The organism is Jatrophihabitans sp. (genome assembly GCA_036399055.1).
GTDB lineage: Bacteria > Actinomycetota > Actinomycetes > Mycobacteriales > Jatrophihabitantaceae > Jatrophihabitans_A.
This window is the reverse complement of the sequence record DASWNX010000029.1, coordinates 36,068-57,296: the sequence shown is the minus strand read 5'-3', so window position 1 is coordinate 57,296 and position 21,229 is coordinate 36,068. Positions and strand designations below refer to the sequence as shown.

The 21,229-nt window shown below is 66.4% G+C and carries 15 protein-coding genes; 11 read left to right on the top strand and 4 right to left on the bottom strand.

Annotated features, from left to right (window positions below; genetic code table 11):
• Positions 1 to 837 (top strand): aldo/keto reductase, encoded by an 837-nt coding sequence (locus VGB75_11485; protein ID HEY0167652.1) that lies wholly within the window; start codon positions 1 to 3, stop codon positions 835 to 837.
• Here VGB75_11485 and VGB75_11480 read toward each other — a convergent pair.
• Positions 807 to 1,751, bottom strand: a complete 945-nt coding sequence (locus VGB75_11480) for a LysR substrate-binding domain-containing protein (protein ID HEY0167651.1) — start codon at positions 1,749 to 1,751, stop codon at positions 807 to 809. The two genes, VGB75_11485 and VGB75_11480, sit on opposite strands and share 31 nt — an antisense overlap.
• A gap of 1,228 nt (positions 1,752 to 2,979) precedes the next feature.
• Between VGB75_11480 and VGB75_11475 the strand changes: the two genes are divergently transcribed.
• The 7 genes from VGB75_11475 to VGB75_11445 all read left to right on the top strand — a co-directional run bounded on the left by VGB75_11475 (position 2,980) and on the right by VGB75_11445 (position 12,354).
• On the top strand, positions 2,980 to 3,798 hold the full coding sequence (locus VGB75_11475) for a BTAD domain-containing putative transcriptional regulator (GenBank protein ID HEY0167650.1): 819 nt from the start codon (positions 2,980 to 2,982) through the stop codon (positions 3,796 to 3,798).
• Positions 3,799 to 4,179: 381 nt separating this feature from the next.
• Positions 4,180 to 6,639, top strand: a complete 2,460-nt coding sequence (locus VGB75_11470; protein HEY0167649.1) for a hypothetical protein — start codon at positions 4,180 to 4,182, stop codon at positions 6,637 to 6,639.
• The gene (locus tag VGB75_11465; GenBank protein HEY0167648.1) at positions 6,632 to 7,882 is read left to right on the top strand and encodes a hypothetical protein; all 1,251 of its coding nucleotides are present in this window, start codon (positions 6,632 to 6,634) and stop codon (positions 7,880 to 7,882) included. The genes VGB75_11470 and VGB75_11465 overlap by 8 nt, the downstream gene beginning before the upstream one ends.
• Positions 7,883 to 7,898: 16 nt before the next feature.
• Positions 7,899 to 8,384 carry a hypothetical protein gene (locus VGB75_11460; protein ID HEY0167647.1) on the top strand — a complete coding sequence of 162 codons (486 nt, stop codon included), beginning with the start codon at positions 7,899 to 7,901 and terminating at the stop codon, positions 8,382 to 8,384.
• Between the two features lie 10 nt (positions 8,385 to 8,394).
• Positions 8,395 to 9,711, top strand: coding sequence for a hypothetical protein (locus VGB75_11455; protein ID HEY0167646.1), 1,317 nt, complete (start codon positions 8,395 to 8,397; stop codon positions 9,709 to 9,711).
• A 25-nt stretch (positions 9,712 to 9,736) separates the two neighbouring features.
• A complete protein-coding gene (locus tag VGB75_11450) occupies positions 9,737 to 11,704 on the top strand; it encodes a hypothetical protein (GenBank protein HEY0167645.1) in 1,968 nt (655 codons plus the stop codon).
• Positions 11,590 to 12,354, top strand: a complete 765-nt coding sequence (locus VGB75_11445; protein HEY0167644.1) for a glucosaminidase domain-containing protein — start codon at positions 11,590 to 11,592, stop codon at positions 12,352 to 12,354. Before VGB75_11450 ends, VGB75_11445 begins: the two co-directional genes overlap by 115 nt.
• A 101-nt stretch (positions 12,355 to 12,455) precedes the next feature.
• On the opposite strand, the gene VGB75_11440 is transcribed toward VGB75_11445, so the two are convergent.
• Positions 12,456 to 14,186: a hypothetical protein gene (locus VGB75_11440; GenBank protein HEY0167643.1), complete on the bottom strand. Its 1,731-nt coding sequence runs from the start codon at positions 14,184 to 14,186 to the stop codon at positions 12,456 to 12,458.
• A 485-nt stretch (positions 14,187 to 14,671) separates the two neighbouring features.
• On the opposite strand from VGB75_11440, the gene VGB75_11435 reads away from it, so the two are divergent.
• Together VGB75_11435 and VGB75_11430 are read left to right on the top strand one after the other, a co-directional pair.
• Complete coding sequence (locus tag VGB75_11435) at positions 14,672 to 16,384, top strand: tyrosinase family protein (protein ID HEY0167642.1); 1,713 nt, start codon at positions 14,672 to 14,674, stop codon at positions 16,382 to 16,384.
• Between the two features lie 81 nt (positions 16,385 to 16,465).
• Positions 16,466 to 17,182, top strand: coding sequence for a DUF2182 domain-containing protein (locus VGB75_11430; GenBank protein ID HEY0167641.1), 717 nt, complete (start codon positions 16,466 to 16,468; stop codon positions 17,180 to 17,182).
• A gap of 8 nt (positions 17,183 to 17,190) precedes the next feature.
• Here VGB75_11430 and VGB75_11425 read toward each other — a convergent pair whose 3' ends face one another.
• Together VGB75_11425 and VGB75_11420 are read right to left on the bottom strand one after the other, a co-directional pair.
• A complete protein-coding gene (locus VGB75_11425; GenBank protein ID HEY0167640.1) occupies positions 17,191 to 18,534 on the bottom strand; it encodes a hypothetical protein in 1,344 nt (447 codons plus the stop codon).
• Positions 18,531 to 20,465: a hypothetical protein gene (locus VGB75_11420; protein HEY0167639.1), complete on the bottom strand. Its 1,935-nt coding sequence runs from the start codon at positions 20,463 to 20,465 to the stop codon at positions 18,531 to 18,533. Before VGB75_11420 ends, VGB75_11425 begins: the two co-directional genes overlap by 4 nt.
• 355 nt (positions 20,466 to 20,820) lie before the next feature.
• Here VGB75_11420 and VGB75_11415 point away from each other — a divergent pair, with 355 nt between their 5' ends.
• Complete coding sequence (locus VGB75_11415) at positions 20,821 to 21,162, top strand: VOC family protein (GenBank protein HEY0167638.1); 342 nt, start codon at positions 20,821 to 20,823, stop codon at positions 21,160 to 21,162.
• Positions 21,163 to 21,229: the final 67 nt, after the last annotated feature.

Sequence of the window (21,229 nt, the reverse complement as noted above, 5' to 3'; positions counted from 1 at the left end):
ATGTCGTCCATTCTGCTCGGTGGGGACCTGCCTTTGAACCGACTCGGGTTCGGCGCGATGCACCTCACCGGACCGGACGTGTGGGGGCCGCCCGCCGATCTGCCCGGCGCCATCGCCCTCGCCCGGCGGGCCGTGGAACTCGGCGTGAACTTCATCGACACCGCGGACTCCTATGGCCCCGGCAGCAGCGAGGAGGTGCTGGCCGAGGCGCTACACCCCTACCGCGACGGCCTGGTCATCGGCACCAAGGCAGGGCAGACCCGCCCGTCGCGCAAGGAATGGCGCCCCGTGGGCCGGCCGGAGTACCTGCGCCAGCAGGCGGAACTGAGCCTGCGCAAGCTCAAGGTGGAGCGCCTGGACCTGTTCCAGTTGCACCGCATCGACCCGAAGGTGCCCGCCGAGGAGCAGTTCGGCGCGCTCAAGCAGTTGCAGGACCAGGGCAAGATCCGCCACATCGGGCTGTCCGAAGTCACCGTCGAGCAGATCGAGCAGGCGCGCACGCAGATCGACGTGGTGAGCGTGCAGAATCTGTACAACCTTCGCCAGCGCCGCCACGACGCGGTCGTGGCCTACTGCGAGCGGGAGAACCTGGTGTTCATTCCGTGGGTCCCGATCGCCAGCGGCGACCTAGCCGGGTGGGACGGCCCGCTCGGTCGGGTGGCCAAGGAGCTCGAGGCCACCCCGGCCCAGGTCGCGCTGGCATGGCTGCTGCGCCGCTCGCCGGTGATCGTGCCGATCCCAGGCACCAGCTCGATCGCGCATCTGGAGGAGAACCTGGCCGCCGCGTCGCTGACACTGTCTGATGCTCAGTACGCCGAGTTGACCTCCGCGGCCTGAATCGCAGGCTCGTCAGACAGCTGCGTCGTGGTCGCGATCAAGGCGTCGATGGTCGCGCGCAGGGCGGGCCGGTGCGTGGTCTCGGCCCGCCACACCGCGTACACCTGCCTGGTCAGCGCGGGTGTGACGGCGACCATGCGTACCCCGGCCGGCACTGTGGAGCGACCGAGCCTTGGGATCAGCGCGACCCCGAAACCGGCGGCCACCATGGCCAGTTGGGTCGGGTACTCGGCGACCGCGTGCTCGATGCGTGGCTCGACGCCGAGGCCGCGCAGCCGGTGCCGCAGCCAGTCGCCGCACACGGTGCCGCGGGGCCAGCTCACCCACGGGTCGCGGGCAACGTCCTCGATGGCCACGCAGGCGTGATCGGACAGCGGGTGGGTGAGGGGCAGGGCGAGATCCATCCCGTCGTCGAGCAGGTACGCCCGCTCAAGGTCTCCGGTGAACTCCAGCGGCGCGTTGTACCAGTCCTGCACAATCGCCACGTCCACGTCACCGCGCACCACGAGTGGCACCGACACCATCGGGTCCTGCTCGTGCAGTACCGGATGCAGCTGCGGGTAGTCGGCGCGCAACATCCGCATCGTATGCGGCAGCAGGCCGCGCGCCGCGGTCGGGAACGCCGCGATCGACAGCCTGCCGACCACCGCACCCCGGTGGCCCTCCAGCGCGGTCTCCGCCGCGTCGACCCGCGAAAGGATCTGCTCGGCATGGTCGACGAGTAGTTTGGCGGCGTCGGTGAGCCGCACTCCCCGGCCGTGCCGTTCGAGCATCACCTGCCCGACGTCGCGTTCCAGCTTCGCCAGCCGCTGTGACACGGCCGAGTTCGTGACGTGCAGCGCGTCGGCGGCTGCGTTGATCGACCCGCCGGTCGCCACCGCGTGCAGCGCGCGCAGTAGGCCAATCTCAAGCATGCGGGCCCCCCATATTCGACAAGCCGGACCTCGGAACCATTTTCCACTATAGGTGATACGTCCGTCTGCCCCCAGCTATGCAGTCGAGTTAGTCCCGTTGCTCGACACCTGAGATAGGCCTTCATGACGCATGACCAGCTCGGCGCTTAACGACGTCATCTTAGAAGTCCTTGGCTCTGCTGCAACCGGGATCGAACTCACATCCGTGGGTGCGCTGCCGGTGCGGCTTCTCACTGCTCACCGGCGGCGGCGGTTGGCCCGGCTCCACCGTTACGCGTTCGTAGTTCGTGGTGTGTGGTTGTTCAGGGCTCATTGGTGATCTCCTCTCTTATTGCGTCTGCTTCGTCGGGCGGGGTTCCAGGCCGCCGCTCTGCTCGGTCCGCGACCCGGGCTCTGGTACGGCGAGGCTGGCAGGCGACGGCCGACCCACCGCCGGGGGAGAAGCCGCCCCCTGGGCCATGGAAAGCCACACCGACCGGCTGACCGCCCACCCCTGGGCCGCGCTCGGCCCAGCCGAGCAGAGCCGGCTGGCGCAACTGCTGGCGCCGCTGTCCGGGGCCGCTGACGGGGTCCTCCCTTGTCCCAACCCGATCGGCCTGCCCCGCCCGGCGCGGGAAGGATGCCTCAGCGGGGGAGGGGACTTGCCAGCGCCGCTGCCTGCTCGCGCAGGTGCTCCCGACAGTCGGGTAGGTCGCGGGAGGCGATGAGCTCGCTGAAGTTGTAACAGCGCAGGGCACCGCCGAACCGCCGTCCGATAGGGCGATGACGCTGCCGTGGCGGACGCTGGTAGATCCGCTTCATGCCCAGCTAGCGCCCGTAGAACTCGGCCAACGGGCCCGGGTCAGTGGTGTCCAGCGAGGTGGAAACCAGCTTGCCTCCGGCAACCGAACCGGGGGAGGGCTGGGCCGCGGTGGTCATATCGCTCGTCGGTCGGTGCCCACCCCGTCCGGACTTCAATGGAACAGGTATCACCCAGCGATGGACCTTTATCGGCAAAAGGTGGACTGTAGAGAGCCAGCCTAGGCGCAACCTCTGAGGAGGCGAGCGACACGATGACCCGATTGCGGCCAACCGCGCCGGGATGACGAACCGTTGACGAACCGTTGACAGAGTCCGAAGGCTTCCAACGGAGTCTGATACCCACGCGCGGGAGCGCCAGGACGTAGCGCGATCACATTTCACATGGGGGCGGCCCGGCGGTGGCCACAAGAGGACCAGGAAGAGTTCCATGATCGATTCAGATAACCACCTCGTCCTTTCACTGCTCGGTGGGTTCTCCCTTCGGATCGCGGGCCAATACGTAGCACTTCCCATGCACTCGCGGCGGGTGCTTGCCTGGCTGTCGTTGGACAAGACGATCGGTCAGTGGTGCGACCGGGGCGTACTCGCCGAACGCCTGTGGCCCGATGCGACCACAGAGCGGTCGCGGGCCAGCCTGCGCACTGCACTGTGGCGGATACGCCGCGCCAGCTCACATCTCGTTCTGGTCGAGGTCGACCACGTCGTGCTCAGCTCCGACATCCAGGTGGATCTGCACCACTTTCGTTCAGTGGCGAGCAAGATGATCGCCGGCAACGAGGACCTGACTGGCGAGATCACAAGCCTGGTCGCGAACAAGGTGGAGTTGTTGCCTGGCTGGGATGAGACATGGCTGCTCTTGGCCCGCGAGCAACTTCGGCAGATGCGGCTGCACGCCCTCGAAGGCAACGCACGCCGGCTGCAGAAACAGGCGTGCTTCCCGGAAGCGATCGATGCGATGCTCGCAGTCGTCGCCGAAGAACCCCTGCGGGAGTCTTCGCAGACCACCCTGATTCAAACCCATTTGCGGTCAGGCAACCGCGGCGAAGCACGCCGGCAGTTCGACCTGTTCACCGATCTGTTGTGGAGTGAGCTGCGCTTGCGGCCCGCGCCCGATCTGTACCGGCTCGTCGGTGTTCCCGTGCCGGTAGCACCAGCCAGGGTGGTGCGACCGGCAGGGGTGCAGCCGGCCCGATCCAGGTCCTCCAATGACTGGCATGATGGCCGTCGAGTCACCCAAGGCAGTTGAGGCTGAGCGTTGCTGCGGGACTCGATTCTCCGGCGCACCATCTGCCACAACGCATCGTTGACGATGACGAGGACATCCACTGGGCAGACTGCCCGACGTGGCACACGCTGACAGTCGAGTAGTGATTATCCGGGTGTGGCGAGACTCGGGCAGGACGATCATCCGGGTGATCGTCGGCGCCGGTGGCACCACGACGCCGACGGCCGAGTGGGTCTTCGCCGAGGTCGACCAGGCGTGTGCGCAATTGGCCGAGGTACTCCATGACTTCGCTGGATCCCGATCGCCGGCGCCAACGCCGCGCGATACAAGGCGTTGACGTGAGATGACAAGCCCGTCCCGATCATCGTCGCTACGAAGGCATCTGACCGCGGAGGTAGACCGGTGACACTTGACGAACATGTGGGGTACCGCAGCGACGAGGAAACCTACTCTTCGCCGTTCGCAGGACTGGCATCCTTCTCGGAGCCAACCGCAGAACACGAGAAAAGCCCGACGGATTCCGGCGAATCTCCGTTCGAGGCGGTGTACTTCGCTGAGTCACCGTTCTCAGCCGAGTCCTACAGCGAGGCCGATGAACAGGCGGCATTCGCGGAGGATTTCCTCGAGGCGCTGCACGACGAGCAGTTCGAGGATGCGCTCGACGAGTTGATGAACGAAGGGGCAGCGCGCGTCCTCGCGGATGCGCAGCAATGGTCGGCCACTCCGTCGGAGTCCGAGGTCAGCGCTTCTCTTGACGAGTGGATCGGTCCTCTGGTCACCGAGTGGGAACGACTGATCGACGGGTTCTCGGCCGGGCTGGAGAACACGAGCTTCGAGGGGATGCCGGAGCACGAACTCGACGAGCTCCTGGAGTCCTTGGAGACCTACGGCCCGCTCGAATCCGAGATCTTCGGCAAGATCGTCCGGGGCCTCGCGAACAAGGCAAAGAGCCTGATCAAACACGCAGTCCAATTCGCCAAAAACCCGATCAAGGGCGTTGTGAACATTGCCAAGGCCGGTTTGGGAACGATAGCCGACGGGCTGAAGGGCCTTGGCAAGGGTTTGCTCGGCCCGCTGCTTCAGAAGCTCAAGCGCGCGGGCCTGTCACTGCTGAAGGGCGTGCTCAAGAAGCTGATGAAGCCGCTGAGCCAGATGCTGCCCAGCGCCGTGCGTCCGTTCATCCCCATCCTGATGAACAAGCTCGGGCTGGGCGAAGCCGACGAGACGACGTTCGGTGAGGATCACGAGTCCGAGCTGGGCGTCGCCAGCGCGCTCGCGGAGGCGTTCGACCATGAGGTCATGGCGCTGCTGACCATGCCTGAGGCGGACGAGGATTCGGGATACGGCGCCGAGCAGTCCTATCTTGCCTATCAAGCCTCGACCGAGTCTCCCTACGAGACGGGGTACGAGTACACCGGTGAATACCCCAACGAAGAGAACCAACTCGCAGCACTCGATGACGCACGTGCCCGGCTGGCCGTTCAACTGAGTGAGCACAACGGCGCACAACCACCGATCGCCGAGATCGAACAGTTCATACCGGTGGTCTTGGCGATCAGGCCGTTGTTGAAACTCGGGCTTAAACTGACCGGCAAACGCGATGCGTTGATCAACCTCATCGCCAGGCCGCTGGCGGGTCTTATCAAGGCAGCCATCGGGCCGGCCAATGCGCGCCAGATCGCCAGAGTCATCGGTCAGGAGCCCGACAAGTTGATCGCCCGCACCGTGGTCGGCCTGGGATTTACCACGATCGGCCTTGAGACGGCGACCAGCGCCGAAAGCGCGATTCCCGGTGAAGCGTTGGCCTCCACCGTGGAAGCCACCGTGATGCGGGTGCTCGAGGAACTGGCTCCCGAAGCCCAGTCTGATGCGTTGCAGGTCAGCGCCGCAGTGCAACGCGCCTTCAGTGAATCAGCCGCTGCCTACCTGCCGGACCGCATGTTGCGCGAGGATCTGCCCGAGCGCGAAACATCGCACGAAGCCGGCTTCTGGATCATGATGCCCAGGTCGACTGCGCCGCAGTACCGATTCCGTAAGTACACCAGGATTTTCGCGGTTCCGATCACGCGGCAGGCGGCACGGGCCATCCGTTGGTCCGACGGTGGCACTCTGGAAACCTACCTGCTCGACCGGGGCGTTCCCGGGTGGCCGGTCCAGGCTGAGGTGGACCTCTACGAGACGATGCCAGGAACCTTCGTGGGTCAACTGACCCGGGACGAAACTCTCCCGGCCGGCGAGAACCCGTTGGCAGAGGATTTTCAGCCGTTGACACCGGAGGTGGCCGGACTGCTGCTGTCCCAACCCGCTCTGGGACGCTCTCGGAACACCGTGACCCTGTCGCCCGGCTCCTACCGACCGTTGCCGGGCCAGCGATACTTCCGGGTGCGGGTAGCGCAGTTTCCGGCTCGCCGGGTCCGCCGGCCACGCCGGCTGGTCAGCGTCCGGTGGAACCCTTCGGACAAGCGACTGCGTATCGCCATACGGCTGTCGGAGCGACGCGCTCGCCTGCTCCAGGCGAAGATTCAGCGATCTGCGCCAGCGGGCCAGCGGGACCTGCCCTCGGTGTTGGCCGTCCTCCGCGAGATCTTGTTGCCTCGACTCCAACACCAGATCGCCCGCAGGCTGGCCAGGTCCGCAGCGCTTGATCCGGCCGCCGCGTCGGCGCTCGCCGGCACGATCGCAGCGGCCACCTCGACCGGCATCTCGACGTACCTCGTACAGCGGAGCGCGCAACTGGCAGCAGCCGTCGCAGATCCCGCCGAGGGCGTCACTATCACTGTGACCTTCAAGGGACTCGTGCTCAGCTCCAAAACCGTGCCGGCGCCCGAGGTCGTGACCCATCCGGGCTGGCTCGATGCCTGACATGCTGAGTCTCGAAACCGCGGCTCTCGGCTCGGAGGCGCGTCACTGGCGACGAGCCTGCGTCGGGCTCGGCGAGCTGGACGTCGCAGCGTCTCCGGGCGCGTGGGCGGAACTCGAGTCCTACCTCGGCCTGAGCGTGCGAAGCAACCTCATAGCTCAATCGAAGAGACTGACTGCCCAAGCCGATCAACTCATGTACGCGCTACGGGCGGCCGAGAAGGTGGCAGACCTTGATCAGGTCCGTGCTGATCTCCTCAGCCTACGGCGGCGCTATCTGCGCGCAGAAGCGACTGTCGACTTCTTCGGCGATGCGGTGAACACGAGAACCAATGCAACGACGGCGGCAATCATGCGCGGCCTAGATGCTCTCGCGGTGCACAGCATGGATCAGGTGCTGCGTCCACTCGGAATCGACGCACCTCCGGTACTCACCTATCTCGACAAGGGAATGGGAGCCTCAATACTCCGGTCGGGAGCTCGCCTCTGGGACGCATCCCTCTCACCCGCTGCTGCCATTAAGGTCACCCGCCACAATCTGTGGCAGCCGACCTCGCTGCTGCACGAGACCGGTCACCAGGTGGCGCATCTCACCGGGTGGATTCCGGAGCTGGCCGCCGCGCTGCATCGCGCCGTCCTTCCGCACAGTGAGCTGGCCGCTGACGCCTGGAGCTCATGGGCCAGCGAAGTAGCCGCCGATGTCTATGCGTTCTCGCTGCTCGGCTACGCACCAGTGCCGGCACTTGCGACGGTCGTGGACGGGCCATCGGCCGCGGTGTACCGCATGCCGTTCGGCGATCCGCATCCGATCGCTGCACTACGCGTGCACTTCAACACCGCACTCTGCCGCACCTGGTTCGGACCCGGGCCCTGGGATGAGCTGAGCGAGCGATGGCTCGCACGGCATCCCTTGAGCGCTGCGCCGAAGGACGCCGCTGAGATCGTGGCGGCGAGCATGCCCTTGCTCGAACGGCTCGCTGACGTCTGCACCCGAACCCGCATGCAGGCGTTCAACGGGACCTACCTGGCAAAGCTCGCCGACCCCCGACGGGTTGCGCCTGGCGAACTGAAACGCCTCGCCGATCGCGCCGGCGCATCCCTGTACACGTCGACGTATCTACAGCGCGTGGAGCCGATGAGAATCCTCTCGCTCACAGTATTGCGTGGACTCGACTCGGTGGATCCGCCGATCGCAATGAGGAACTGGCTTCTACGTCTGGGCGGCGATCGCTCAGTTGCCGCGTAACGAGAAAGGAAGCGACATGACGGATATGACCAGAGCAGTGGGGACGAGCGACGGGTCGGGGAGGGAGGACAGCGATGCGATCGATCGCCTCGTCAGAGCGCTGAACAGAACCACCCAGCTCAGTCGTCCTCAAGAGCAGGCCATCCTTCAGTTCCGTTTGATCAGGAACGGGCTGGGAAACTTCGGCCGTCATGACGATCCCGATGTGGTTCTGCTCAAGTTGAGCCAGAGTCACATCAAGGAAGACCAGAGCAGGCTCACGTTCGACGGGGCGGCGCCTAAGCACACGGCAAGACTCACGCTGAAGTATCGCAAGCCCCACCAGCATTATGGATCAGACGATGAGTTCGACGTTGAGACAGTTCCGTTCGGAGGCCGCCCCATCGTCTGCGATCGGCGTCGGATCGCGCTCGTCGAGGCAGGGGACGCATACGGCGAAGTGCTTGGCGTAGGGATCCCGACCCAGATCCCGTTGACGGATCCGACGCAGACGGCCAGTTAGGAGACTTGAAATGTTTCGCACTCTTGTAGGGGCCATCACGCCACCAGGGACGCTACCGGATGCGGCCGGCGCCAACGCAGTCCTCGCCGTTCATCCGCTGCAACTGAGCCGTTGGCTGGAGGAGGTATGGTCCAAAGGCGGGATTGGAGGCGCGGCCTGGACGACGATATTGGGTGGCGCGGCGGCCTCACCGTTCGGTGACATGAGCAAGACGCGGGTTCCCGACGCCTTGCTCAGCACGCTGCTTTCGGGTGTGAAGCCGGTAGCAACGGCCCCGACACCCCAGCAGCCCTATAGCGGCGCGGCTGGCATCGGGCTCACGCCACCACCGATATGGGAGCATCTGCTTTACGCCTACCTGATCGAATCAACCGGCATCTTCGAGATCCTCGGTGAGGTCGCTCGTCGATACGTCGCTGGCGAGACCCTGCCTGCGCCGACCTTCGACACGATGGCGTGGGTTCGGTCAACGGAGGATCTGTTCTTCCGCGACTCGCCACTGTTCAGCACGGGTGGTCCACTGGTCAGCCAGCTGCGCCCGGACACGACCGTCAACCGAAGGAACGCCTACTGGCGGATGTTCGGACTCGACCTTCCGCACCCGGCTCCCCGGCACATCGTCGGGCAGTCGTGGAAACAGGACGCGGGGCCCACTGCGAACGTGCGCTTCCTGGAGTTGTGGCATGAGTTACTCCGGCAGATCTGGCTCGGGTTCGAGAACGACACGAACAGCTCAGGCGCGAAGGCCACCGATGACAGCTACATCGGCTACATCTGCCAGACCCTGGGCGAGATGCTGCAACTCCGGCGCCAAGGAGGAATGCTTGCTCGCGAGGAGTTCGGATATGTGACGATGCTGAGCTGGTTTCACCTCACCGTCGAGTACGACACCGCGTTGGTCCTCGACCTCTCCGCGAACGCTGGCGCCAGGGGAAATCCAGCTGATCGGCTCGCTGCGATCGGTACACGCGTCGGAATGGCGCCCTCTCGGCAAGCGCGTGAGCTCTTCGAATTGGCAGACCTCGTGTCCCCACTGATGTGGGCAATCGAACTCGGCCTCTTCAACACGCCCTCAACGGCGCAGATCCTGTACAAGCACACCAACCTCGCGCCAGGAACCTCCCCGGCGGTCGCCAACACTATGAACCGGGTCATCGACCTTTGGCAGTCGGCAACCGGCGAACGGATCAAGGATCTCGCCGTCACAACACGACGACCGGTGGCTGACAGACGATCGGCCCAGCCGACCAGGCTGCTGCCAGGTTCTCTGGTCCCGACGGTTGCGCCGCCGAGTAACGGTCATCGCACACCGGCTGCACGTACCTGATGGCGACTGATGAGGAAGTGCCACGATGAACGGACATTCTGAATCGACGGTCTTTGCCTCACTCGATGAGACCCAGTTCGAAGTCGACACCACCTGGCCGGTGCACGAGGGGATCTTCGCCGAGAATCTCGGCGGCGGCTCCGACCGTGCTGAGCATTCGCAGGAAGCCGATTCCACGGAACTCGGAAGCGAAGTGGACGAGACCTTCGGCTACCGTGCCGAGGCTGATCAGGAGGCGCATGACTTGGAGGCCCGCGACTTGGCCTACGGCGGCGAGGCTGAGCACGAGGCGCATGACTTGGAGGCCCAGGACTTGGCCTACGGCGGCGAGGCTGAGCACGAGGCGCATGACTTGGCCTACGGCGGCGAGGCTGAGCACGAGGCGCACGACTTCGAGGCCCGCGATTTGGCCTACGGCGGCGAGGCTGAGCGCGAGGCGCACGACTTCGAGGCCCGCGACTTGGCCTACGGTGAGTATGGCGGCGGATGGACTTCCGAGCAGCTCGGTGAAGCCTGGGCGAATGGAGGTCACTCAGCGGCGCTCAGTTTCCAGGACACCGCGGAGAACACCGGCGCGGAACACGATTTTGCCGTCGGTGAGTACGTCGGCGAGTGGAGCGGCGAAATGCTCGCCGAAGAATGGGCGGCTGGTGGAGAAGGCTTCGTCGTCGGCGATTCCAACGGCGCCGTCGCCGAGTTCGGGCAGGAAGACGGCGGGCCGCAGGTCGCCTCCGGTCAGTTCGTTCTGCAGCGGCATCCCGTCCTCACCAAACATCGAGGCACACCGCCGGACCTGATTTTGCGGTGGAACACCATGTCGAAGTCGACGAGTGTCATCGACGTTGTCATCCATCTGCACGGCTACAGCAGCAACGGCCCGCGCATGCGATTGGCGGACAAGGCTGCCATCAGCGGACTGGACCTCGCGCCGCCCGGAGCGCGTACCGGCGGACCGACACGACCGATCCTCGGGCTCGTCCCGCGCGGGAACTTCTTCGGTGGTGGTCGCGGCGATGCGTACAACTTCCCAGAACTGGTGAAGCCCGGAGCGATCCTTGAACTGGTCGGCAGCGGCTTGGAGATCCTTCGGCTACAGACCGGCGTCAGCGCCAAGCTCGGTCGGCTCATTCTCACAGGCCACTCCGGTGGCGGCGCGCCCGTCAATGCCATCGTCCGGCACACCGACCCGGACGAGGTGCACATCTTCGACGGCACCTACGGCGACATGTCACACGTGGTTGCCTGGGCAAAGCGCCGGATCGCACGAGGCACCGCCGATTCGGCACTTCGCATCCTCTACCGACCCGGAAGCGGTACAGCCAAGAACGCCCTCCTCGTCGCGAACGCGATCTGTGGCGAACTGTCGGCTAGTCCCAGCTCAGCTGTCCTGCGCCGGCTGTTCCGCGTCGAGGCCACGTCGGTGGAGCACATTCCCATGCCGCGGACCTTCGGATGGCGGCTGCTTGTCGACCCCGCAGCCGACCTGCCCGGAGCGACACCGCACACCTGCGCGCACGGCCGGTCGGTTCCAGCCGCTCCCTCGGGAAGCCGGCCGGCGGCTCCACAGCCGGCTACGTCGACCCCGCTACCGGTGGGCGGTAGGACGCAGACCCCAGATCGAATCGCCGGACGGGTACGCCGCGGTTCGTTCTCCAAATGCGCGACCGGCGAGCAAAAGGGCGCGGGCGCGCTGCGCAGGCAATGGACGCGCCTCACCGGGCGCAAGGCGGGGACCTTCAATTGCAGATCGACAGCATCCGGCAGCCCGTCGTTGCATGGCGAAGGCCGTTCGATCGATTGCTATGCGAAGGCGGCGATCCCAAGCAGGCAGCCGAGGCGGCGGCCTACATCACCTGGCTCATACAAAATGCGGTCGAACTGCAGGTCGCGGTCATCATCTGGAACAGGCGAATTTGGGCTTGGCACCTGCGCGCTGCCGGGTGGCGTCCATACAAGCTCAACCCCCATACCGACCACATCCACGTCGATCTGAGCTGGGAAGGCGCGCTCCACCCGAGCCCGCTGTTCGCAGGACCGGTACCTGGGCTTGGCGGCCCAGGCTCAGTTCCGCTACCTCCGTCGTCGGCCGCTTCGCCGAAACCTGGCGGCGCCGCGCCGAAGCAATCCGGCGAGACTCGGAGGCCGGCCGAGTTCGTCAGGCGGTACGGTGCCTTCGCCAAGGCCAGCCAGGCCCAGACCGGAGTGCCGGGTCTGGTCACCTTGGCTCAGGCGGCGTTGGAATCGGGCTGGGGAGTCAAGGCAGCCGGCAACAACTTCTTCGGGATCAAGGCGAAGGCCACCGAGGACCCGTCGACCCGGCAGTTGTGGCGGACCCGTGAGGTCCTGTCCCGTCCTGACGTGCGCACCTTCCCGGAAATCATCTCGATCACGCCACGGCCTGATGGCAGGTACGACTACGTCGTCCGGGACTGGTTCCGAGTGTTTCCCTCCGCAGCACAGGCGTTCATCGGCCATGGCGAGTTCCTTCGTCGCAACAAGCGCTACCAACCGGCGTTCCAGTTCGCGAACGATCCATATCGCTTCGCGGCTGAAGTCGCCCGCGCCGGGTACGCGACCGATCCCCGCTACACGCAGGCATTGCATTCAGTGATACGGCTTCTGGAACGCAACGGCTGGTCCTGAGATCCGGATGAGGCCAAGGGCAGGCGGCGGCCTGGCGCCCAACGGAGAGCCTTACCCTGCATACGCGCGATGTGCCGCGAACATGATGGCAGCGACGTGCGTTACGGCGCCGGGCGACCTGACGACTGAACCCGGCGATCACCGATCGCGCGAATGGCGACTTTTGGCCGGCCCGCTCGGGCATGCAGCGTTGCGGCCAGCATCTGTGGCGCGCTGGATGCTCCGGCGCCGGCCTGCCACTCCGCGGAGACGATCCGGGTCTCGCCCGGTCGCAGGTCAAATCCCGGTGCGGCAGCGATCCCTGCCAGGTAGCGCGTGCCGGATGGCGTCGCCAGCGTCGTCGGACTGATGGTGAACAGAACGAGGAAGTGACGGCAGATCTCGGCAGACCTGGGGTTGCTTACGCGCGCATAGACCCAGTTCCGCGTATGCCGCGACGGTACCTGGTGGATGTCGAGGCCATCATTCTGGCGCCGAATCCAGGTGTCGGCCAGAGACCCCGTCGCGTCACCGAAGGTGATCTCAGGCAGCGATGGGGGGTCTGCAAATCCGTAGACGAACCTGTGGAACGCATCCACCAGCAGCGGATCTCCCGATGCTGCCACCAGGTACGCCTCCAGCGAGGCCGTCGACAGGGGAAGCCGATTCCTGATCCGGTAGAGGTCGCTCATCACTGCGCGAAGCCGGCCGGCGCCGATCGCTGCGGCCACTCCACGGAAGAAGCGAGCCCCGTCGCTATAGGCATTGGCGGCCGTACGGCGCTGAAAGGAGGCGCGAGAGCACAGTTCCATCGGTGGCTCGGCGAAGTCGAATGGCTCTGTCGCCATCGCGCCGTCGTCGTGGAATCGCGTGAATGCCTCGTCCCACCATCCGTCCGCGTGCGAGGCGGGGGTGATGCCGCGCGCGAACCACGAATGGAAGATCTCGTGCTCAAGCGCATCCGCGGACGTCGTCGTCGCGTTCGCATATTCCATGCCGCCGGCAGCGCCGTGCAACAGACACACGAATCGATCACCATCGAAGGCGCCATAGTCGCGCTCGTTCGAGGCGAGGAGCCGTTCGGTTCTTTTCAGCTGCGCCGGAAGGCGCTCGGATCCACCGCGTTCCTGCCACATTTCGATGGAGATTGTGCGACCAGACACCGGTAGCAGCACGGAGGCCGCGGCTCGCTCCATCGAGTCGCTCGGTCGTAGCTCCACGAGCGACGACATCGTCGTCGACCAGGCAGGAAACTCAGCCGTCCAGCGGTTGTCACCGGTTGCCCTCAGGGTGGCGTTAGTGATCACCGAATGAGCGACCTGCGTGCCGGTCATCCGCAGATCGAGCCGAAATGGAAATTGGTCGAACGGCAGATTGGCGGGAAACCACGCTTCAAGGTGCCGTCCGGCATAGAGGTCCGCCAGTCCGAACGACCATCGCAGCCGACCACCGTCAGACCAGTGGAGCACCGGGGGGTAGTCGCCGCCAAGCTCAGCGCGCGGAGTGGCCAGGCGATAGGCAAGCCGGAGCCGGTGGACCGAGTTGGCGGTCTGAACTCTGTCGATCATCCGGACGGTGCTGAAGGCGCCGGCGCCCACGTCTCTGTCGGAGACCAGATCCGGGTGTGCCTCCAGGCCGTCCAGCCAGCAACGATCGATGTGCTGTCTCAAGTCGAACAGCGGACATCCTGAGGTGGGCCCGACCAGGTACTCCAGCTCTGCACGGACCGAACACGTCGACGTCCAGGCGTCCATGGCCACCGCTGCACGGAGGCCGAGGATGTGAACCGGAACGCCCAGCCGTCCGTCGATGGGTATCGGAGCTGGCGCGTCGCGAAAGGGGTTCGACGTCACAGTTCGTGCGCTGGTCCGTTCTGTCTGGTGACGACCGGGAGTCGTGCCTGGTTGTCGCGCACTGTGGCATCAGGGCATCGCGCGGAGCGTCAATCGTTCGTAGTGTGGTCACGGGAGCTCTAGGTCTTGGGTGAGTCTCGCCTACGCGTTCGGATCTGACGCCTTCGCTGCCCGCCCCGTCCTTGCTCGCCTTCCTCATGCTCGCCGGCCAGGGTCGACTTCCACGGCGTGGTTCTGTCGCAGCGAGGCGAGCGCCTGTCCACCTAGCCGTCTACGGCGGCGCCAACAGCGGCTGCAGCCGCGCGGCCCGATTCCGCGACAGGGTCGACGATCGGAGACATATGCATCCGGCCAATTTAACCGGCGGATACCTGCCTGATCCTCCACGGCAAGCCACCTGCGTTCGGGCTGTCCTGATCGAGGCCGTCGCCACAGTCTCGCGCGGGCGGATGCGATCGCCGAGCCAGTGGTCATGACGTCCTCGGTTGACCTGCGCGACCCTTGACCTCCTCGGGCGCCGGGCGAACAATGCCAAGACAGGTCTTGCTCACCAGAATACGGGGGGATGGGCTATGACTGTTGTCCGTCGGGCTGCCTGGAGCACCGAAGCGGGGCAGGCGGGTGGGTGGCCGACGAGCCTGACCTGGTATGCCGTCGCCATCCGTGAGATGAAAAAGCTGACGCCGCGGCTGGAGGAGTTCTCACCGCTGGCGATGGAGGCGAATGCCCTCGGCAATCGTGAACGGCCTACCCGGGCCGATCAGCAGCGGTACCGGGATCTGGTGCAGGCGATGACACCGATCCTCCAGGGGTGGAGCGATCCGCGTGGTCTGGGCTACCAGTCGCAGGTGCACGACTCGTTTCTGCCGCCTCGGGCGTGGCCGCGGCACGGCGGCGCGCTGGTGATCTGGAGCGAGTGCGCCCATGGGAACTGGTTCTTCCTGCCGTGGCACCGGGCGTATCTGCTTGAGTTCGAGCAGGTGGCGCGCGCGCACGTTGTCCGGCTGGGCGGCCCGGCCGACTGGGCGCTGCCGTACTGGAACTCCTCCGACTACCGTCGTGACCCCCAGGCCGCGTCGCTGCCGCTGGCGGTCCGCGACCCGCTGCTGCCTGACGGGCTCGACCTGGCGACCGAGAACGGCCAGCCGGATCCCGACCGCGGCAACCCGCTGTATGAGCCGAGCCGTATCGGGCCGGAAGACCTCCTCGGCCCACCGTCGGCCGAGGATTGGTGCGACGCCAGCGGGGCACTCACCCGTCACCATTACGCCAACTCCGAGGACACGCAACGGATCTCTTTCGCGGGCGGCTACCTAGAGGACCTGACGCAGTTCCATTTCTCCGGCGAGATGGGTCAGGTGGACGCCCAGCCGCACGGTCTCGGCCACACGCACACGGGAGGCCTGATGGCCGCCTTCTCGACCGCGGGCCTGGACCCTCTCTTCTGGATGCACCACGCCAACGTCGATCGACTGTGGGAGACCTACGCTCATGACCTGGGCCACGGCTACCCCTTCCCGGATGGCCGCCCCGCCCAGCCGGGGCTGAACCAGGAGGCCTACGACTCCTGGGCTGGCCGGGAGTTCCGCTTCCTGCGCGCCGATGGCGCCGTCGGCACGTGGAAGGCGCCAGGGGTGACCGACACCAAGGCACTCGGCTATGAGTACGACACCGTCGCGCGTCCCGTGTTCAACGACTTGATGTGGGTGCCGTCCGGGCAGGATGTCGACGCGTTCGGTGTCGTCCGGGGGCGGCGGAGGTTCACGGCTGTGGCGGCAGCGATCGACGTTCGGATCTCGCAGCGGGTCACGGTCTTGCTCACCAGCGGCGAGCCGGGCGAGGACGGCAGTGGCCTCGTCGGCCCCACGACCTTGTGGAACGTGCGGTTCGACGGCCTTCGCTGTCATGCTCCGGCCCAGACGTCCTACGCCGTCTACATCGATCTGGACGACGGCGTGGAGCGCGATCCCGCGCGCTTGATCGGGGTGCTCTCGCTCTTCGGTGTCTTCGAGGCGAGTCTGGAGGCCAACGGCGACGTCGGCCGCACTAGGCTGCTCGAGGCGACCGGGGTGGTGCGCGCCCTTCCTTCGTTCGACCCCTTCTCGGCCCGATTGACGCTGATCCCGGCCAATCCTGACCGCGACCTGGCGGCCGTAGCGCTCACGGCTGAGCGGATCTCGCTCGAGGTTGCCGAGTAGCCCGTGCCGGCGGTCAGCCTCCAGACCCGTGCCTGGCTACGTACGGTCGGCCGCGCCGGGCCCGAGCGTTGGGTGTGGGCTGTGTCGGCGTTGGGCTGGCTGGGGCTCACAGCCCCGCTGTGGGCTCCGGTGCTGGGCTCGGGGCAGCATCACAGCGGCAGGCCGGACAGCGGGATGCGCATGCCGATGGGCGAGACGGTGTCGGGCGTGGACGGCATGTCCTGGTGGCCCCAACTCGGCGACCACCTGGTCATGTGGACCGCGATGGTGCTCGCCATCATGCTTCCCCTGGTGGCGTGGAATCTGCGCCAGGTCGGCATGCGCAGCCCGCGTGCCCGCCGGACAAGGGCCACGGTCGAGGTGGCGGCCGGCTGGGCCGCCGTCTGGCTCGGAGCCGGAGCCGTGGTGTCGGTGGTGGCCCTGACCGCGACGCGCGCCGCCTCGCCGACGTTGCTCGTGGCCGCGAGCGTGGCGATCACGGTCGGCTGGCAGTTCATGGGTGCACGGCAGGTGGCCGTCGCCCGCTGCCACCGTACGTTCGCTCCTCCGCTGGGACGAGCCGCGCAGCGCGCATGCGTGCGGTTCGGCGGATCGCTGGGCCGCGACTGCTTGGTCAGTTGCTGGGCGGGCATGGTGATGATGACCGCCGCCAACCACCGGCTCTTCGTGGTGTTGCCCATCGCGTGGTTGTCCTGGCGGGACCGCCGGCGGCCGCACGACCGGCCGGGGACGGCGGTGTCCGTTCCCGTCGTGGTGCTAACCGGGCTCGTCGCCGTCCTCTTTCCGGGATCTTGGTGACGGCTGGCTTATGACGGCCGGCTTATGACGGGGCCCGGGGCGAAGCTCCAGGTCTGCGCCTTCCCCATCGCCGAAGCGCTCACGTCAAACCACCACACGCCCGCCGGTAGTTCGTCGGTGCTGTGGACCGGACCGAGCTCCTTGAGCGCGTCGACGAGCTCCTTCTTCGGCACGGCGCCCTGGACGGTCTGGTGGAAGACACCGTGCCTGGTCGAGAGCACCGAGCACAGTTCGCGCTCCCTCCCCGCCGACTTCCAGAGGCCGACGAGCCGGCGCGGAGTGGCGTTGCGACTGCCGTGGTGGCCGACCTTGTAGAGCTCGACCGAGGCGAGCGCCTGGCTGAGCTCGGGCTCGGCCGTGCGGCCATTCTCCCCGAGAGCCCGGTCGAGTGGGTAGCTCCAGTTCTCCACCTGGGCGTCGCCCGTCAGCAGAAGGCTCCGGTCCCCGACCGTGACCAGGAGCACCACGCTGGTGTTGTTGAGGACCTGGTCGAAACCGGCCACGATCTCCAGCGCCTGCCGGGTCCCGGCTCGGTGCATCTTGTCGACCAGCCACCCCGCGGACCCGAGACCGGCCGGGGGAGCCACCTCTTGCCTGGCTGCTCGGGCATCATCGGCAGGGACTGTTGTCAACTCGGGGGCGAGGGCGCCCTCGCGGGTCATCGCCAGCCAGTATTCCGACGAAGCCGAGGCGTAACTCATGCGGGGCACCTGCTTGAGAGTGGGCGGCCCGAGCACCCGGATGTCGACACCGGGCAGCAGCGTCGCGGTGTCGAGCTGGTCGTCGGCCCTCACCCATACCGTCGCGTCCGGAGCGGTCCACGTCCCGAGCATGTCCAGCGCGTCCTGGTTGACAACGCCGAGCTCGGCGAGCTGTCCGACGCGCCCTGCCGCGGTACGCCCGTCGAGGCCGAACTCTTTCACCACGCGCGCGCCGAGTCCGCCGACAGAATCCAGGAGCGCGAGGAAGTCCCGCGACGAGGCGTCGAGTTCATGGCCGCTCGCAGACGCCGTCTGGGCCGGCCCGTCGGTCCAGGGCCGGATGATCAAGCTCGGCCGGAGCGGGAGGAGGTGCTTCTTAGCCGCGGCGTCGCCGAAACCGCGCACATGGTCGGCGTGCCGGTGGGTCGCCACGACCACGTCGAGGCGCCCGCCGCAGTGCTCGGCGATCCTGGGCGCCAGCTTCGCGAGGGTCGGGCCACCAGGGGCCTGCGCCTTCGTGCCGAAATCGATGAGGAGGTGCCGCTCGGATCGCCCGTCGGGCAAGGGGCCCGAGTACCCGATGGTCAGCAGCAGACAGTCTCCGAATCCGACCTGGTAGGCACGCAGCCGCACTGTCGCCGGCGCGCTCACCACGAGTCCTCCGACCGCATCTCGTGCAGCAGCGCGAAGCGTTCGCCTGGAGGGGTGCCGTCGGTGGTGCCGTAACCGCCTTTGGAGTCGTGGATGGCGCGGGCGACCAGGTTATCCAGGCGGGCCTGCTGCCGCCTCGTGTCGAGCACCGGCTTGCGCTGCTGCAGCCGGAACCTGCCGAACTGGTCGAACACCAGCACCCCGCCGCCCCACATCTCGACCTTGACGTCCTCGGGTAGGCCGTCGGGTCGGTGCATGCCGGCGGGCAGCTCACCGGCGGTAGTGCCGATCCACTGCGTGTAGTCGGCGAGGATCTCGGTGACGATGAGGCCGTCCGCGCCGACGCGAGTCGTCGTGATGACCCGGTCGACGCGGGTCGCCAGTCGGACATCAATCCCCAGCGCCGCGGAGTTGTTCCAGATGAATGAGAACACCTCTTCCGGACTCGTGCGCAGGGCGATGAGGTTCAGGTGCTCGTAGCGGATCCGGTCCGGCGGGTTGTCCGGGTCCTCGGACGGCTGCTGCCCGCCCGGTTCTGGGGCCACCTGACCGTCCACGTCCAGCATGTGGTGTGGTGAGGGCTGGATACCGAAGTCCGCAAAGGCCTGCTTCAGCGTGTCGCGGTAGTTGAAATCGTCGTCAGGGGTCAGCCGGGTATCGGCCGTGATGATGCAGTCGATGACATCGGCGAACTCGAGCTCGACCGGCGGCAGGTAATCCAGCGACTGCAACACCATGCGCAGCAGGTGGCCGGCGGCACGCACCCCTTCCTCGGCCACGCGGTCGGCGTCCAACCCGCCTCGTGGGTCCAGCGCATCGATCCGCGACGCCCACATGCCCGCCAGGGTCCGCATCACGGCGGCCACCAACACCTCGGCGCGGCGGTGCGCCTCTTGATACTCGGGCTTTTCCAGGATCGTGTCGTCCGGCTCGAGATCGACTGACCGCCTCAGCGGCATATCGCCGGCGCCGAGGTCAGGCTGCTGGTCCCGCAGCGCGCGAGCCCGGCCGAGCTGTTCGCCCAGGCCGAGGAGCGCGGTCTTGGTGAGCAGGTCGCGGCGCCCGGCGATCCGCGCGTTCTTGCGTTGATTCGGGTCTGCGATGGCCTCGGCTGCGCCGTCTGAGCAAAAGCTGATCCGGGTGCTCTTCTTCTCGCCCATGAGCAGACGCTTCGCGACGCCCGCGAGCTCGAATACCGACAGCATCGCCACCACATCGGCCAGGCCCTCATGAAACGCCAATTGGTCCGGCAGCCCGGGCTCGACGTAACGCGGGCGCAACCCGTCCAGGATCGCGTGCGTCACCTCATGAGCGATGACGTCATAGGACAGACAGGCATAGACGGGGTCGTGGCCGTCGAGCGCCGGCAGGTACCCGAACACCACGGCCTGCCGATCCGGCATGTACGCCGCGTTGCCACCGAGCATCCCCTTCGCCACCAGGAACAGATGTGGCCAGCCGGAGCGCCACGGCACCCGGCGCCCGAGGCGGCGCTCGAACAGCGCGAGGGTGTGCGCGGCGATCGCGAACACGTTCTGCGCGCGGAACTCCCGCTGCCTGGCGAGGTCGCCCGAGGCCCGTCCGCTCCACTCATCCACGTAGGTCCACGGGTGGCCGGGCTCATGCAGTCCAACAGGCGGCTGGGCGGGAGCGCCGCGGGCGCCGACGTCCACGACATGGAAACGATGGTTGGCCGGGCCCGGTTGGAGCCGCCCGGCGGGCACCGGGATCTGCACTGTGATGGGCTGGTCGGCCTCGATGATTTCCGGATCCTGGGCAAGAACAGTCATCGGCGCCGTGTCCAGCTTCAGCAGATCGAAGTGCCCAGGTTTGCTGAAGGACGGGCTTTCGCGCCCGCGATAATCCAGCTCGTCCGACCGTTCGATGATCTCGGCCTGCGTGTCAACCTTGATCTCGTCGATTCCAGGCATGAGATGCACCCCCCGGTGTCGTCATGCTCCAGTGATAAGCAGTGTGAACCCGTATTCAGCACATGTCGAGCCCGGACGGCACTGTCGTGTTGGTCGATCACATGCGTCCGTGACACGCCTTTCGGGCAAGCGCTGGCGCAGCAGCCCGATGGTGTTTCGCCCGTGCCAGCCTGGAGAGTGGACTGATATCCCGAGCTTGCGGTAGAGGTGGTCCACCGGTTCGACGTAGGTCTCCTATACCCACCCGCGATGTGCTGTTCGAGATCGTCAGGACGATGACGGCGTCGGTTGACCGAGGGGAGTTCCGGCGAACTTGACGACAGTGGGCTTGTTCTGCGCAGTAGTGTCGCTAGCTATGGATGTCGTGGGTTTGGGCTGGGCCGGAACGCGCACTGAGCGGGCGCCGGAGTTAGCTCGCTTCTATCAGGACGTGTTGGGCCTGCGATGCGTGCATACCGAGCCGGGCTTCTGGGTGTTCGAACTGCCGGACGGACGCCATGTGGAGGTCTTCGGCGCCGACTATCCCGGCAAGTCCCATTTCGACAGCGGACCGGTCGTCGGCTTCGCGGTGAGGGACCTGGAGCAGGCAGTGCAGCAGTTGCGCGACGCGGGTGTGGAGCTGCTCGGCGAACCAGGCCCGACTTGGCAACACTTCCGGGGCCCGGACGGCAACGTCTATGAGGTTGTCTCCGCCTGAGCCGCCGAATAACGCCGGTGAACACTGAGAGCCAGCACTGCGAGACTCTCACTGGAAGTGGCGCTTG